The organism is Allobosea sp. P4_C6, assembly GCF_056402015.1.
Window position 1 is genome coordinate 92,007 of the sequence record NZ_JBFUIF010000006.1, and the last position, 14,377, is coordinate 106,383.

Sequence of the window (14,377 nt, forward strand, 5' to 3'; positions counted from 1 at the left end):
GCGGTCAGCCTTCGCGAAGGGCGACGATGAACAGGCGCGGGAAGCGCAGCAGCACCTTCCCGTCGCTCTCGACCGGATAGCCGGGGGCGATATGCTCCAGATAGCGCTCGATGAAGATCTCGCGCTCCGCCGGCGTCAAACGGTCGAGATAGGGCTTCAGCCCGGTCGACTTGAACCATTCGGCGATGGCCTCGATTCCGGCCAGCGCGTGCACATAGGTGGTCTGCCAGATATCGACCCGGCAGCCGGCGGCTGCGAGCCAGCGCCGGTAATCGCCGAAGGAGCCGATCGCCGACCGCTCCGCCTTGGCGGTGGCGAGCTTCTCGGCCCACGGCGCTTCAGCGGCGACCTCCCGCATCGCGACATGCGAAGGCTCCATGAGATTGTTCGGCATCTGCACGGCGAGGCAGCCGCCCGGTGCCAGCGAGCGCGCGAGCCGCGGGAACAGCGCCTCGTGATCAGGCAGCCATTGCAGGACGGCATTGGCGAAGATCAGGTCGTAGCCGGCGGCGTCAGACCAGGTCGCGACATCGCCCGGCACGAAGGACAGGTCCGGTAGGCGCTCGCGCGCCTTCTCCAGCATGTCCGGCGAGGAATCGAGCCCCTCCGTCACGGCATGCGGGAAGCGCGCCGCGACCAGCTCTGTGCTGTTGCCGGGGCCGCAGCCGAGATCGATGCAGCGCTTCGGCTCGCTCAGCGGCACGCGGGCAAGGAGATCGGCAGGCGGACGCGTGCGCTCGTCCTCGAAGCGCAGATATTGCGAGGCGTCCCAGTCCGGCTTCGCGGTCATGCCGAGGGCTTCCGGGCGAGGAGGGCGAAACGGGTCGAGGATGACAGCCGGATCGCATCATGCAGCGGCGCGGCGCGCTGCTGCTCACGCACGACCTGAATGTAGTCGGCCGGCACGATATCGACGAAGCCAGCCGCCTTCAGCATGTCCTCGAGACGCTGCCGGCTCAGCCCGTCCTTGAAATAGAAGCGCTGGGCGATCGAGGCATGGGTGTCGGCATCGATCTGGTGGACGGCCGCGCCGCGCTTGTCGCGCAGCCAGTTGCCGAAGCGGTTGACCAGCGCCTGCCAGCGGCTGCGGTTGATCCAGTCGCCATCGATGACGAGGAGGCGGCCACCGGGCCGCAACACACGGAACCACTCGGCGAAGGCGGCCTCCGGGTCGGTCAGCGTCCAGACGAGATGGCGGGTGATCGCCGCGTCATAGCTCGCATCCTCGTCGAGCAGATGCTCGGCGTCGCCGAGCCGGAAGCGGGCGTTCTTGCCATGCTTGGCGCGGGCGCGTTCGAGCATCGCCTCGGAAAAGTCGAGCGCCGTGACGCGGTGGCCCAGCGACAGTAGCGCGCGCGTGATCTCGCCGGTGCCGCAGGCGAGGTCGAGCACGTCCAGCGGCTCGGGGCCGAAGGAGTCGCCGATCAGGCGCTGGAACGCCTTGAGCTCCCGGTCAGACTTGATCGCATGGCCGAAGGAGAGATCGAAACTCTCGGCGCGAACCGACCAATAGGCGCGGATCTCTTCCTTCAGGGTGAAGTTGTCGTGCGATGCGGGAGCGGACATGGCTCACTGACCGTGGATATAGGGCTCGACCAGCAGGGTGCCCCGGGCCGAGCGCTCAAGGTGAACGCCGACCGCATATGTCTCCGCAACGGCCGGATGCGCAAGCACCTTTTCAGGCTGACCGGCCTGGGCGATCCGACCGGCATTCATGACCAGCACACGATCGGCGAAGCGGGCCGCGAGCGACAGATCATGGATCGCCACGACGGTGACGATGCCGCGCCGGCGCGTCGCGTCGCGGATCGTCGCCATGACGTCGAGCTGGCGGCGGACGTCCAGCGCGCTGGTCGGCTCGTCGAGCAGCAGCACGTCGGGCTCTCGCACCAGCGCCTGGCCGATCGCCGCAAGCTGGCGCTGGCCGCCCGAGAGCGTCGCGATATCGCGCGAGGCGAAGGGGCCGAGGCCGAGCTCCTCGATCACCGCCTCGACGGCGCGTGTGTCGTCGGCCGAAGCCGCGAGCGCGAAGCCGCGATGCAGGCTCTTGCGGGCGAGCAGGATGATGTCGAAGACCGAGAGCACGACGCGTGCCTCGGTATCCTGCGACAGGTAGAACACCTTGCGCGCCCGCTCTCGCAGCGAGAACCCCGCCAGGTCATGGCCGTCGAGGCTGACATGGCCGGCTTGCGGCCGCAGCAGGCCGGCAGCACAGCGGAACATCGTCGACTTGCCGGAGCCGTTCGGGCCGACGAGCGCCGTCAGTTCGCCGCGCGGCAGGTCGCCGGTGCCGAGCCCTCGCAGGACCGGCGTCGAACCGTAACGGAAATCGAGATCGCGGATCGCGAGCGCCATCGTCAGGCTGCCTTGTTGCGGATCGACATGACCAGGCTGATGAAGAACGGCACGCCGATCAGCGCCGTGATGATGCCGATCGGATAGATCACCCCCGGCGTAATCACCTTCGAGACGGTGGAAGCCAGCGAGAGCAGCACCGCGCTCGCGATCGTCGCCACGGGCAGGAAGAAGCGCTGGTCCTCGCCGACCAAAAGCCGCGCGATATGCGGGCCGACGAGCCCGATGAAGCCGATGCCGCCGACGAAGGAGACCGAGACCGCGGCCAGCAGCGACGTCGCGATCAGGATTTCCAATCGCAGGCGATCGACGCGGACGCCGAGGCTTTCCGCGCGCTCGTCGCCGAGCCGGAGCGCGGTGAGCGCCCAGCCACGCATCAGGAAGAACGGCAGGGCCAGCCCGATCAGCACGGCGGCGACGCCGACCTTGGTCCAGGTGGCGCGGGCGAGGCTGCCCAGCGTCCAGAACACGATCTGGGTGAGCTGCACCTCGTTGGAGCGATACTGCAGCAGCGCCGTGAAGGCGTTGCAGGTGAAGAGCAGGGCGATGCCGACGAGGATCATCGTCTCGGCGCTGACGCCGCGCAGCTTGGTCATGAGGAACAGGACGAGCGAGGCGGCAAGCGCGAAGACGAAGGCGTTGGCCGTGACGATGAACGCTCCGGCGCCGGGGATGACGCTCCAGCCGAAGACGATCGCGACGGAGGCGCCGACCGTCGCGGCCGCCGAGACACCGAGCGTGAAGGGGTCGGCCAGCGGATTGGCGAGGATGGTCTGCATGCCCGCCCCGCTCAGGCCGAGCATCGCGCCGACGGCGAGCGCCATCAGCGCGATCGGCAGGCGCAGATCCCAGACGATGACGGACAGCCGCGGCGTGGCCGATTGCGGATCGGCCAGCGTGCGCAGTACATCGGCGAGCGGCAGATTGCCCGGCCCGATCGAGACATCGAGCGCCACCGCGAGGACGAGCGCGACAACGCCGAGAAGCACGAGCCTCAGGCGCTTCGTATTGCGCTTGCGATAGTCCGCAGTCGCGGTCGCCGGCACGGGCAGGACAGCCGTCATCGCCTCAGGCCGGGATCACTGGAGCTTCGCCCAGAACACGCCGGAATAGGCGATCGGCAGGAACTTCTCGTGGAATTCCTTGAACACCACCTCCGGATCGAGATCCTTGAACAGGTCCGGGTAGAGTTCTTTGGCCATGGCGAGTTCGGCGACGAAGTAATACGGCGCGTCGTAGAACTGGTGGTAGAAGGCCATCACCTTCTTGCCCTGCACCGCCTTGAGCTGCTGGAAGCCGGGCCGCTGCATCAGCGCCGACATCTCCTTCTGGACCTTCTCAGGCGTGGCGTCGTAGCCGAGGCTGACGGCAGTGCTGCCGGGATTGCTGCCGTACCAGTTGGCGCCGGTCAGGAAATAGACGTCGGGATTGTCGGAGAGCACCTTCTCCTGCGCAGCCTCGGCCTGGAAGGCCGAGAAGAACTGGCTGCCCCAGTTGCGTCCACCGGCCTCCTCGATGAAGCGGCCGAAATTGAAGGGGCCGAAGGTGGCGCAGCAAGGCAGCAGGCCGGCCGCGCGCTCGACGAAGACCATCGGCTTCTTCTTGTCGGGAATAGAGCCGACGCGGGCATAGATGCGCCGGGTCTGCTGCATGTAGTAGTCGGCGAAGGCGTTCGCCTCCTTCTCGCGGCCGAGCACGCGGCCCAGCAACTGCACGCTCGGCAGCACGTTCTGTGTCGGATCCTGGCGGAAATCGACGAAGACCGTGGCGATGCCAGCCTTCTCGAGCTTGCCGAGCAGGCCGGTCTCCTGCGCCTTGAAGTAGTTGGAGAGGTCGAGGATGTAGACCTCGGTGCCGAGCGAGGCGATCTTCTCCATGCTGACATCGGCCGCAAAAGGGTTGCCCATATCGGCGACGTCCTTGGCCTTCGGGAACTTCGCCAGATATTTCGCCCAGGCGCCCGGATCGTTCTGGATCAGGTCGTTGCCCCAGCCGACGACGCGCTTGAACGGATCCTCGCGGTCCAGCATCGCCAGCGTGTAGAGCTGGCGGCCTTCGCTGAGCACGATCTTCGATGGATCGCGCGTGACGTTGACGACGCGCCCGGCGAGATCGGTGACCTCGATCGTCTCGGCCCGCGCCGAAGTTGACAAGGCGGCAATAGCGAGTGCGGCAACCGAGAGCAGGCGGGTCAGCCGGGGCAGAACAAACATGACAACCGTCCTTATTGAGAACTCCCCCGCGCTTACACAGTCTTGCGGGGTCCATCAAAGCAAATCGCTCTGTTTTTAATCATTCTAAATTAGTGAATACTGGTGATTTCCTGAAATCTCCCGACGCATCGTCTCGCCGCCGGCCTTGGATCGCTCGTCAGGCTGCCCGGAGGCGCGATCCCGTTGCGGAGCAGGCCAACCCCCAGCTTTTGCCCGCCGGCACGATTCATGCTGAAGATCGGGCGATCGATCGCGCGGGGACGCCGACCAGCCCCGCCGGCAGCAGAGAGGTGAAGCGCATGGCCTATCGCCATGTCATCGGTTCGCGAAGCTATGTCTTCGACGACCTGCGCGATCTCATGGCGAAGGCGACGCCGCTGCGCTCCGGCGACCAGCTCGCGGGGCTGGCGGCTCGATCTGCTGAAGAGGCCGTGGCCGCCCGCATGGCCCTCGCCGACCTGCCGCTCACGACCTTCCTGTCGCAGGCGCTGGTCCCCTACGAGACCGACGAGGTCACCCGCCTGATCGTCGACAGCCATGATGCCGCAGCCTTCGCGCCCGTCGCCAGCCTGACGGTCGGAGGCTTTCGCGACTGGCTGCTCTCGGACGAGGCCTCGACCGAGGCGCTGACGAGGCTGGCGCCGGGTATCACGCCGGAGATGGCGGCCGCCGTCTCCAAGATCATGCGCCTGCAGGATCTCATCGCGGTGGCGCGGAAATGCCGGGTGGTGACCCGCTTCCGCAATACGATCGGCCTGCCCGGCACCATGGCCGTGCGCCTGCAGCCGAACCACCCTGCCGACGACCCGCGCGGCATCGCTGCATCGATCATCGACGGGCTGTCCTATGGCTGCGGCGATGCCGTCATCGGCATCAATCCGGTGTCGGACAATCTGGGCGTATTGTCGGACCTGCTCAAGCTGCTCGACGAGGTGATCCAACGCTACGAGATCCCGACGCAGGGCTGCGTGCTCACCCATGTCACCTCCTCGATCGAGCTGATCGGGCGCGGCGCACCGGTCGATCTCGTCTTCCAGTCCGTCGCCGGCACGCAGGCCGCCAACCGCTCCTTCGGCATCGATCTCGCGGTGCTGCGCGAAGGTTACGAGGCCGGGCTCTCGCTCAAGCGCGGCACGCTGGGACAGAACGTGATGTATTTCGAGACGGGGCAGGGCTCGGCGCTCTCGGCGGAGGCACATCACGGTGTCGACCAGCAGACTCTGGAGGCGCGCGCCTATGCCGTCTGCCGGGCCTTCGATCCGCTGCTGGTCAACACTGTCGTCGGCTTCATCGGCCCGGAATACCTCTATGACGGCAAGCAGATCACCCGCGCCGGGCTGGAAGACCATTTCTGCGGCAAGCTGATGGGCCTGCCGCTGGGTTGCGACGTCTGCTACACCAATCACGCCGAAGCGGATCAGGACGACATGGACGCGCTGCTGACGCTGCTCGGTGCCGCCGGCGTCACCTATGTCATGGGCGTGCCCGGCGCCGACGACGTGATGCTGAACTATCAGTCGACCTCCTTCCACGATCAGCTCTACATCCGCGACCTGCTCGGGCTGAAGCGCGCGCCCGAATTCGAGCGCTGGCTGCAGGAGCAGGGCCTGACCGGAACCGATGGCCGCCTCCGGCCCCAGGCCGGCGCGCCGCGCCTGATTACCTCGCTGGCGGAGCTGGTGGCGTGAGCGTGCCCGATCCCTGGCCAAGGCTGTCGGCACTGACGCCGGCGCGCATCGGCATCGGCCGTGCCGGCTCGGGGCTCGGCACGCGCGAGACGCTGCGCTTCGCGCTTGCGCATGCACAGGCGCGCGATGCCGTCCACGCAGAGCTCGATGTCGGAAAACTTGCGGCCAATCTGGCAACGCCCGGGCTCGATAGCCTTCAGGTGGCGAGCCGCGCGGCCGGGCGTGCCTCCTACCTGCTGCGGCCCGATCTCGGCCGCAGCCTTATTTCCGAAAGCCGGGCCCTTTTGGAAAGCCGCGCCGGCACGGGCTGCGATATCGCGCTCGTCATCGCCGATGGTCTTTCGGCGAGCGCGGTCCAGGCCCACGCGGTCAACTTCGTGGCAGCTTTCCTGCCTCTCGCGCGGCGGCTTGGCTGGTCGCTGTCGCCGGCCGTTATCGTCGCGCAAGGCAGGGTCGCGATCGGCGACGAGATCGGCGCACTCCTCGGCGCGCGCCTGACATTGCTGCTGATCGGCGAGCGGCCAGGACTCTCCTGCCCCGACAGCCTCGGGGTCTATGTCACCCACGCGCCGCGCCCGGGCCGCAACGACGGCGAGCGCAACTGCGTCTCCAATATCCATGGCGCGGGCCTGGCACCGTCCGAGGCCGCGGCGCGCGTGGCCTGGCTGGTCGAGGCGGCCTTTGCGCGCGGGCTTTCCGGCGTGGCGCTGAAGGATGAGAGCGCGAGTAACACGAGCCCCCGCCTCGCCACCGACGCGATTTGAACGCGCCATCATAGGCGGGCTCGATCCGCCCGTTTCTTAAACTTGCCCGCTCTGGCCTGAGATTCCCGGGTCTACGCTTCGCTTCGCCCGAGAAAGACGCCCTGCCCTTCCACGGCCTCCAAGGCACGCCGCGCGAAGCCCTGTGCCAGCGGCGCCAATGCGGCAGCATTCGTCCCTGCTGCCGATCCGGCCCGCACACGATCGGCGATGCCGACGAAGATCACGGCGAAACGGAACAGCGCGAAGACGAGGTGGAAGCGCAGCAAGGGAGCCGTCGGCACGGCATGCGCATAATAATGCCTGAGGAATTCGGCCTCGGTGGGGATGCCGAGCGCGGCGCCGTCGAGCCCGAGGATGCCGCCATACTCGTCCGGGGCGGTATGCCAGGGCATGGCGCAATAGCCGAGATCGGCGAGCGGATGGCCGAGCGTCGAGAGTTCCCAGTCGAGAATGCCGATCACCTCGGGCCTCGTCGGGTGGAACAGCAGATTGCCGAGCCTGTAATCGCCATGGGCGATGGAGACCTGGCCGTCATCGGGGGGCAGATGTGCCGGCAGCCAGTCCGCGACAGTCTCCAGCTCCGCGATCCGTTCGCCCGGCGACTCGCGCAGCTGCCTGGTCCAGCGGGCGATCTGGCGCTCGAAGTAGTTGCCGGGGCGGCCATAGTCGCCAAGCCCGACCGCATCCGGGCTGACGGCATGGAGCTTCGCCAGCGCCCCGGCCATGCCGAGATAGATGCCGCGCCGCTCGGCCGGCTCCAATCCCGGCAGCGCACAGTCGTGGAAGACGCGGCCTTCCAACCGCTCCATCAGGTAGAAGGGCGTGCCAAGCGGCTCGGGATCGGCGTGAAAGAGCACGGCGCGGGGCACCGGGACATTCGTCGGTCCCAGCGCTTCGAGAACGCGATATTCCCGGTCGATGGCATGCGCGCCGCGCAGGATCGGCCCGGCCGGCTGCTTGCGCAGCACGAGGCGGCGCTCGCCATGATCGACGAAATAGGTCGGGTTCGACTGGCCGCCGCCGATGCGCTCGATGGCGAGTTCCTCTGTGCCGAAGCGCTCGTGGAGGAACCCTGCCAACGCGGCAGGATCGAAATCCAGGTTGCCGCTCGCGGCCTCGCCACCATGTCCCGCCATCGCCGGGACTTAGTCCTGCACCTGCCCGGCGACGGGCCAGCGCCAGAAATCGCGGCCCTCCTCGGTCAGGAAGCGGTTCAGCACCATCTTGTGGACCTCGTCGGCGCCGTCGACCAGCCGCGCCTGCCGGGCATAGCGGTAGATCCATTCGAGCACAGTGTCCTTGGAATAGCCGCGTGCACCGTTGATCTGGATCGCGACATCGGCCGCGTCGTGCAGGACATTGGCGACCTGGACCTTGGCCATCGAGACCTCCTTGCGGGCGAAGCCGCCGCGCTCAAGCTCCCAGGCCGCCTTCATCACCAGCATGCGGCCGATCTCGATGCGCATGGCGAGGTCGCCGAGCTTGAGCTGGATGCTCTCGCGGTCGGCGAGGCGTTGGCCGAAGCCGTAGCGCTCGGCGGCATAGGCCTGCGCGATCTCGATGCAGCGCTTGGAGAGGCCGAGCCAGCGCATGCAATGGGTCAGGCGGGCCGGGCCGAGCCGCACCTGCGTCACCTTCATGCCCTTGCCCTCGCCGGCGAGCACATCCTCGGTGGGGATTTCGAGCCCGTCGAACTCGATCTCGCAATGGCCGCCATGCTCTTCGGGCCCCATGATCTCGATGCGGCGCAGGATGCGCCAGCCCGGCTGGTCGGCATGGAAAAGGAAGGCGGTGAGCCCGTTGCGCGGATCGTCGGAGGTGCGGGCAACGAGGGTGAAGTGCTTGGCCTCCTCCGCGCCGGTGATGAACCATTTGCGGCCGCTGACGACGTAGCGGTCGCCGCGCCGCTCGGCCTTGGTCAGGATCATCGAGGGATCGGAACCGCCGCCCGGATGCGGCTCGGTCATGGCGAAGGCGGAACGAACCCGGCCCTCGACGATCGGCTTGAGCCAGCGCTCCTTCTGATAGGGCGTGCCGAGCGCTTCCAGCATCATCATGTTGCCATCGTCGGGCGCGGCTGAATTGAAGACGACGGGGCCGAAGATCGAGCGGTTCATCTCCTCGTAACAGACGGCCATGCCGATCTTGCCGAGCCCGGCTCCGCCCGTCTCCGGCTTGAGCTGCAGGCACCAGAGGCCTTCGGCACGCGCCTTGGCGCGAAGCGTCTCCAGCAATGGCAGCGCGATGTTGCCATGCGGATCATAGGACGCCTGGTCCGCTTCGAGCGGGATGATTTCGCGCGCGACGAACGCGGCGATGCGCGCGCGATAATCTTCGATCCGGGGCGTGATCTCGAAGTTCATGGTTCGCTCACAGGGACGAGACGAGATGGCCGCCATCGACCTCGATGGTCGAGCCGGTGATGTAGCTTCCGGCGGCCGAGGCGAGCAGCAAAAGCGCGCCGTCGAGTTCCTCCGGCCGGCCGAGGCGGCGCTGCGGGATGCGCTTGACGAGCTGCTGGCCGGCTTCGCTGGCGAAGAAATCGCGGTTGATATCGGTCTCGATATAGCCGGGACACAGCGCATTGACGCGGATGCCGTCGCGCGCCCATTCGAGCGCGAGCGCCTTGGTGAGCTGGATCACACCGGCCTTCGACGCGGCATAGGCGCTGACCCCGCCGGCGACGCGATGGCCGAGGATCGAGGCGATGTTGACGATGGTGCCACCTCGGTCCGTTTCGCGCATGCCCCGCGCGACGGCCTGTGCGACGAGGAAGACGCCCTTCAGATTGGTGTCGATCACCGCGTCCCAATCGGCTTCGCCGAGGTCGGCCGCTCGCCCGGCGCCGCTGATGCCGGCATTGTTGATCAGGATATCGAAAGACCTGCCGGCAAGCGCTTCGTTGATCGAAGCGGAATCGACGACATCGAGCGACAAACCGCTGGCCTTGCCGCCGCGGGCCGCGATCTCAGCGCAGGCAGCGTCCAATGCGGCCGGACGTCGCGCCGCCAAGGTGACGTCGGCGCCATGGCGCGCGAGCAGCTTCGCGAAATGCAGCCCCAGACCGCCCGATGCGCCCGTGACAAGGGCGCGCTTCCCTGAGAGATCGTCGAACATCAGGCATCCCGCTTCGATCACCCGCAACCTTCGGCTGGTTGCCGGCCGCGATCAAGGCCGCCGTCCCACGCAAAAAGCCCGGCACGCATGCGCCGGGCTTCGTCTTGGACTTACGGATGGCCGATCAGCGGCCGCCGCGATCACTGCCAGGTCTGGCGGCCGTACCAATCATCGATATCGGTGCGCGCCTTGTCCTTCGCGAGGCCGTAACGCTCCTGAATCTTGCCTTCGAGCTGGTCGCGCTTGCCGGCGATGACGTCGAGATCGTCATCGGTCACTTGCCCCACTGTTCCTTGACCTTGCCCTTGACCTGCTTCCAGTTTCCTTCGACGCGATTCCAGTCCATCGGGACGTCCTCATGCGAGTGTGGATTCATGGAAACAACGCGCCGACGGCGCGATTGTTCATTCGAAAAGCAGTCGCGGCGTAAAATACCCGGATAAAATGTTGCGTTAATAAAATCCGGGTATTATTGAACGCCCATCAGACAGGATGGGTTGAACCGATGCAGATGGCGGACAGGAGAGCGGCGACAGCCGCCTACAAGGAACGGAAGACGGTGGCAGGCATCTTCGCCTTCCGCTGCGAGGCGGCCGGGCTGATCTGGGTCGGCCGCGCACCCGATCTCGCGAAGATCGAGAACCGCCTGCGCTTCACATTGCGCCATGGCAGCCATCGCCAGCGCTCCTTGCAGGCGGCTTGGAACGCGCATGGTCCGGACGCCTTCCGGTTCGAGGCGCTCGACAGGCTGGAGGACGAGGATATCGTCTATGTTCGGGATCGCGTGCTGAAGGAGCGCCTCGCCCATTGGCAGGCGAAGCTCGGTGCCGAGGCGATCTAACACGTCATTTCTCGTCGAAACCGCACCGTCATCCCGGGCTTGCCCCGGGATCCATCACAGAGTGCAAGTGCCTTTCGATGGATCCCGGATCGGCGCCGCTTCGCGGCTTGTCCGGGATGACGGCGCCCTTCCGGAAATGCCGGGTGCTCGCGAGCGGCCGGAGCCGCTCAGTCGTCCATCTTGAGGGCGGCGATGAAGGCTTCCTGCGGGATTTCGACCTTGCCGAACTGCCGCATCTTCTTCTTGCCTTCCTTCTGCTTCTCCAGAAGCTTGCGCTTGCGGGTGGCGTCGCCGCCATAGCACTTGGCGGTCACATCCTTGCGCAGCGCGCGGATGGTCTCGCGGGCGATGATCTTGCCGCCAATAGCCGCCTGGACCGGAATCTGGAACATGTGCGGCGGGATCAGCTCCTTGAGCTTCTCGCACATGGCGCGGCCGCGAGCGTCGGCGCGCGAGCGATGGACCAGCATCGAGAGCGCATCGACCGGCTCGGCATTGACCAGGATCGACATGCGCACGAGGTCGCCCTCGCGATAATCTGTGATGGCGTAGTCGAAGGAGGCGTAGCCCTTCGAGATCGACTTCAGCCGGTCGTAGAAATCGAACACGACCTCGTTCAGCGGCAGGTCGTAGACGACCTTGGCGCGTGAGCCGACATAGGACAGGTCGGTCTGGATACCGCGGCGGTCCTGGCAGAGCTTCAGGACGGAGCCGAGATACTCGTCGGGCGTGAAGATCGTCGCCTTGATCCAGGGCTCCTCGATGAATTCGATCTTCATCACGTCCGGCATGTCGGCCGGGTTGTGCAGCTCCAACGTGGTGCCGTCGCGCAGCTTGAGATGATAGACCACCGAAGGCGCGGTCGAGATCAGGTTGAGGTTGAACTCGCGCTCCAGCCGCTCCTGGATGATTTCCAGATGCAGGAGCCCGAGGAAGCCGCAGCGGAAGCCGAAGCCGAGCGCCGCCGACGTCTCCATCTCGTAGGAGAACGACGCATCGTTCAGCCGCAGCCGGCTCATCGCGGCGCGCAGCACCTCGAAATCGGCGGCGTCGACCGGGARGATGCCGCAGAACACCACCGGCTGCACCGGCTTGAAGCCCGGCAGCGCCTGCGGGGTCTGGCGCTTCTCGTCCGTGATGGTGTCGCCGACGGCGGTATCGGCGACCTCCTTGATCGAGGCGGTGAAGAAGCCGACTTCGCCGGGGCCGAGTTCCTTGACCTCCTGCATCTTGGGCTTGAAGACGCCGACGCGGTCGACGCCATAGGAGGCGTTGGCCCGCATCATCCGGATGGTCATGTTCTTCTTGAGCACGCCATCGATGACGCGCACGAGCACGACGACGCCGAGATAGGCGTCGTACCAGCTATCGACCAGCAGGCATTTCAGCGGCGCGTCGGGATCGCCCTTGGGCGCCGGCAGCTTGGTGACGATGGCTTCGAGCACGCCCTCGATATTGATGCCGGTCTTGGCCGAGATCGGCACGGCCTCGGAGGCGTCGAGCCCGATCACATCCTCGATCTGCTGCTTGATCCGCTCGGGATCGGCGGCGGGCAGGTCGATCTTGTTGAGGACGGTGACGATCTCGTGGTTGGCGTCGAGAGCCTGATAGACGTTGGCGAGCGTCTGCGCCTCGACGCCCTGCGAGGCATCGACGACCAGGAGCGAGCCCTCGCAGGCCGCCAGCGAGCGCGAGACCTCATAGGCGAAATCGACGTGGCCGGGGGTGTCCATCAGGTTCAGGACGTAGTCCTTGCCGTCCTGTGCCCGATAGTCGAGCCGCACCGTCTGGGCCTTGATGGTGATGCCGCGCTCCTTCTCGATATCCATCGAGTCGAGGATCTGCTCGCTCATGTCGCGGGCCGCGACGGTGCCGGTCTGCTGGATCAGACGATCGGCCAGCGTCGACTTGCCGTGGTCGATATGCGCGACGATCGAGAAGTTGCGGATATTGTCGATGGTGCGGGTGCTCATGCGCGCGCCATAGCAGTGATGCCGCGCCGCGCCAAGCGCCGGCCTCTCGAGAGACCCTTCCGGAGGCCTGTTTTGCTTTGGAGCCGCGGCCTCATCCCGGGCGGAGCGAAGCACAGATCCGGGATCCATCGTGGATCGCCGGCACCTTCCGATGGACCCCAGGTCACGCCCAGGATGACGGCAGAGGCTTCAGCGCGGACATCCTGAACGTTGTCTCTTGCAATTTCCATTATCTAAGAATTATTCTCTCAATATGGAATTTGAGAGCGACACCGAAATCGACCGGCGCCTGGGCAGCGCCTGAAATCGGCCCGCCAGCGCCATGGCCTGACGCTCGATGTGCTGGCCGAGCGCAGCGGCGTCAGCCGGGCGATGATTTCGCGGGTCGAGCGCGGCGAATCGAGCCCCACCGCCGCGCTGCTGGTCCGCCTCGGCTCCGGGCTCGGCCTGTCGCTCTCGGCGCTGCTGGAGGAGGAAGCGGGAACCGGGCCGTTGGCGCAGCGCGCTGCCCAACCGGTCTGGCGCGATCCGGCGAGCGGCTATCTGCGCCGCAACGTCTCGCCGCGCGGCACGGGATCGGGCTTCGAGATCGTCGAGGTCGAGTTGCCGGGCGGCGCCGAGGTCCGCCTCGACAACGCGACGGGTGCCCCTCCACTCGACCAGCAGGTCTGGGTGCTGCAAGGCAGGCTCGACCTGACGGTCGAGGGGACCGGCCACGCGCTTTCCGAGGGTGACTGCCTGCAGATGCATCTGCGCGGCGCCATCATCTACAGCAATCCGGGCGCCGTGCCCGTCCGCTACGTCGTCATCCTCGCCGCCGGGCGCGGCAGTTTTCCGGGACATATCGCATGAACGCGGTCAGCTTCTCCGTCGCCATCGACGTCTTCGACGCCCGGGCTGCCGAGGCCGCCATTCCGGCGCTGTCCGAAATCCTGCGCGACTGCGTCGCCAACGGAGCCTCGGTCGGCTTCATGAACTGGAACACGACGGCGGACTATGAGCGCTTCTGGCGCGATGTCGCGGCTGGCGTCGCGGGCGGGCAGGTTGTCCTGCTGGGCGCGCGCGCGGCGGACGGCCTCGTCGGCACGGCGCAACTTCACCTGATCGGCAAACCGAACCAGCCCCACCGGGCCGAGATCGCCAAGGTGCTGGTGCATTCGCGCGCGCGTCGGCAGGGCATCGGCGAGGCCCTGATGCAGCGGGCCGAGGCGATCGCGCGCGAGAAGCGCCGTGACCTGCTGGTGCTCGATACGGACGAGCACGGCGCGGCGCGGCGGCTCTACAATCGGCTCGGCTGGACGGAAGCGGGTACCATCCCGCGCTATGCGCTGATGCCTGATGGTGCCGATTGCGGCTCGACGTTTTTCTACAAGAGCCTCGCTTGAGTGACAGGCGTCATGCTCGGGCTTGACCCGAGCATCTCTTG

The 14,377-nt window shown here is 66.6% G+C and carries 14 protein-coding genes and 1 pseudogene; 5 read left to right on the forward strand and 10 right to left on the reverse strand.

The features are described from left to right. Positions 1-4: 4 nt before the first annotated feature. The 5 genes from tam to AC1DVA_RS06175 are packed head-to-tail and all read right to left on the reverse strand — an operon-like array spanning position 5 to position 4,568. Complete coding sequence (tam, locus tag AC1DVA_RS06155; RefSeq protein WP_476805364.1) at positions 5-790, reverse strand: trans-aconitate 2-methyltransferase; 786 nt, start codon at positions 788-790, stop codon at positions 5-7. Then, positions 787-1,566 (reverse strand): class I SAM-dependent methyltransferase, encoded by a 780-nt coding sequence (locus tag AC1DVA_RS06160; RefSeq protein ID WP_476805365.1) that lies wholly within the window; start codon positions 1,564-1,566, stop codon positions 787-789. Before AC1DVA_RS06160 ends, tam begins: the two co-directional genes overlap by 4 nt. Before the next feature lie 3 nt (positions 1,567-1,569). Continuing rightward, the gene (locus tag AC1DVA_RS06165; protein ID WP_476805366.1) at positions 1,570-2,355 is read right to left on the reverse strand and encodes an ABC transporter ATP-binding protein; all 786 of its coding nucleotides are present in this window, start codon (positions 2,353-2,355) and stop codon (positions 1,570-1,572) included. A gap of 2 nt (positions 2,356-2,357) precedes the next feature. Further along, positions 2,358-3,419 carry a FecCD family ABC transporter permease gene (locus AC1DVA_RS06170; protein ID WP_476805367.1) on the reverse strand — a complete coding sequence of 354 codons (1,062 nt, stop codon included), beginning with the start codon at positions 3,417-3,419 and terminating at the stop codon, positions 2,358-2,360. 15 nt (positions 3,420-3,434) lie between these two features. Beyond that, complete coding sequence (locus AC1DVA_RS06175) at positions 3,435-4,568, reverse strand: ABC transporter substrate-binding protein (protein WP_476805368.1); 1,134 nt, start codon at positions 4,566-4,568, stop codon at positions 3,435-3,437. 299 nt (positions 4,569-4,867) lie between these two features. Between AC1DVA_RS06175 and AC1DVA_RS06180 the strand changes: the two genes are divergently transcribed. Both AC1DVA_RS06180 and eutC read left to right on the forward strand, forming a co-directional pair. Next, on the forward strand, positions 4,868-6,256 hold the full coding sequence (locus tag AC1DVA_RS06180) for an ethanolamine ammonia-lyase subunit EutB (protein ID WP_476805369.1): 1,389 nt from the start codon (positions 4,868-4,870) through the stop codon (positions 6,254-6,256). Then, positions 6,253-7,020, forward strand: coding sequence for an ethanolamine ammonia-lyase subunit EutC (eutC, locus tag AC1DVA_RS06185; protein ID WP_476805370.1), 768 nt, complete (start codon positions 6,253-6,255; stop codon positions 7,018-7,020). Before AC1DVA_RS06180 ends, eutC begins: the two co-directional genes overlap by 4 nt. 71 nt (positions 7,021-7,091) lie before the next feature. On the opposite strand, the gene AC1DVA_RS06190 is transcribed toward eutC, so the two are convergent. From AC1DVA_RS06190 to AC1DVA_RS06205, 4 genes and pseudogenes are all read right to left on the reverse strand, one after another. Beyond that, positions 7,092-8,156 (reverse strand): phosphotransferase family protein, encoded by a 1,065-nt coding sequence (locus AC1DVA_RS06190; protein WP_476805371.1) that lies wholly within the window; start codon positions 8,154-8,156, stop codon positions 7,092-7,094. A 9-nt stretch (positions 8,157-8,165) separates the two neighbouring features. After that, a complete protein-coding gene (locus AC1DVA_RS06195; RefSeq protein WP_476805372.1) occupies positions 8,166-9,383 on the reverse strand; it encodes an acyl-CoA dehydrogenase family protein in 1,218 nt (405 codons plus the stop codon). Positions 9,384-9,390: 7 nt separating this feature from the next. Next, on the reverse strand, positions 9,391-10,137 hold the full coding sequence (locus AC1DVA_RS06200; protein ID WP_476805373.1) for an SDR family NAD(P)-dependent oxidoreductase: 747 nt from the start codon (positions 10,135-10,137) through the stop codon (positions 9,391-9,393). Between the two features lie 140 nt (positions 10,138-10,277). Then, positions 10,278-10,483, reverse strand: a pseudogene (locus AC1DVA_RS06205) (CsbD family protein). Positions 10,484-10,642: 159 nt separating this feature from the next. Here AC1DVA_RS06205 and AC1DVA_RS06210 point away from each other — a divergent pair. Beyond that, complete coding sequence (locus AC1DVA_RS06210; protein ID WP_476805374.1) at positions 10,643-10,978, forward strand: GIY-YIG nuclease family protein; 336 nt, start codon at positions 10,643-10,645, stop codon at positions 10,976-10,978. A gap of 167 nt (positions 10,979-11,145) precedes the next feature. On the opposite strand, the gene lepA is transcribed toward AC1DVA_RS06210, so the two are convergent. Continuing rightward, positions 11,146-12,951: a translation elongation factor 4 gene (gene lepA / locus AC1DVA_RS06215; protein WP_476805375.1), complete on the reverse strand. Its 1,806-nt coding sequence runs from the start codon at positions 12,949-12,951 to the stop codon at positions 11,146-11,148. Positions 12,952-13,251: 300 nt separating this feature from the next. Between lepA and AC1DVA_RS06220 the strand changes: the two genes are divergently transcribed. Beyond that, positions 13,252-13,803 (forward strand): helix-turn-helix domain-containing protein, encoded by a 552-nt coding sequence (locus AC1DVA_RS06220; RefSeq protein WP_476805440.1) that lies wholly within the window; start codon positions 13,252-13,254, stop codon positions 13,801-13,803. Next, on the forward strand, positions 13,800-14,336 hold the full coding sequence (locus AC1DVA_RS06225; protein WP_476805376.1) for a GNAT family N-acetyltransferase: 537 nt from the start codon (positions 13,800-13,802) through the stop codon (positions 14,334-14,336). The genes AC1DVA_RS06220 and AC1DVA_RS06225 overlap by 4 nt, the downstream gene beginning before the upstream one ends. Positions 14,337-14,377: the final 41 nt, after the last annotated feature.

Bases quoted from the DNA above. Each gene is read 5' to 3' on its own strand.
- AC1DVA_RS06225 (WP_476805376.1), top strand. From the start codon at position 13,800: ATGAACGCGGTCAGCTTCTCCGTCGCCATCGACGTCTTCGACGCCCGG.
- AC1DVA_RS06180 (WP_476805369.1), top strand. From the start codon at position 4,868: ATGGCCTATCGCCATGTCATCGGTTCGCGAAGCTATGTCTTCGACGAC.
- AC1DVA_RS06190 (WP_476805371.1), bottom strand. From the start codon at position 8,156: ATGGCGGGACATGGTGGCGAGGCCGCGAGCGGCAACCTGGATTTCGAT.
- AC1DVA_RS06170 (WP_476805367.1), bottom strand. From the start codon at position 3,419: ATGACGGCTGTCCTGCCCGTGCCGGCGACCGCGACTGCGGACTATCGC.
- tam (WP_476805364.1), bottom strand. From the start codon at position 790: ATGACCGCGAAGCCGGACTGGGACGCCTCGCAATATCTGCGCTTCGAG.
- AC1DVA_RS06210 (WP_476805374.1), top strand. From the start codon at position 10,643: ATGCAGATGGCGGACAGGAGAGCGGCGACAGCCGCCTACAAGGAACGG.
- AC1DVA_RS06200 (WP_476805373.1), bottom strand. From the start codon at position 10,137: ATGTTCGACGATCTCTCAGGGAAGCGCGCCCTTGTCACGGGCGCATCG.
- AC1DVA_RS06175 (WP_476805368.1), bottom strand. From the start codon at position 4,568: ATGTTTGTTCTGCCCCGGCTGACCCGCCTGCTCTCGGTTGCCGCACTC.
- AC1DVA_RS06165 (WP_476805366.1), bottom strand. From the start codon at position 2,355: ATGGCGCTCGCGATCCGCGATCTCGATTTCCGTTACGGTTCGACGCCG.
- AC1DVA_RS06160 (WP_476805365.1), bottom strand. From the start codon at position 1,566: ATGTCCGCTCCCGCATCGCACGACAACTTCACCCTGAAGGAAGAGATC.
- AC1DVA_RS06195 (WP_476805372.1), bottom strand. From the start codon at position 9,383: ATGAACTTCGAGATCACGCCCCGGATCGAAGATTATCGCGCGCGCATC.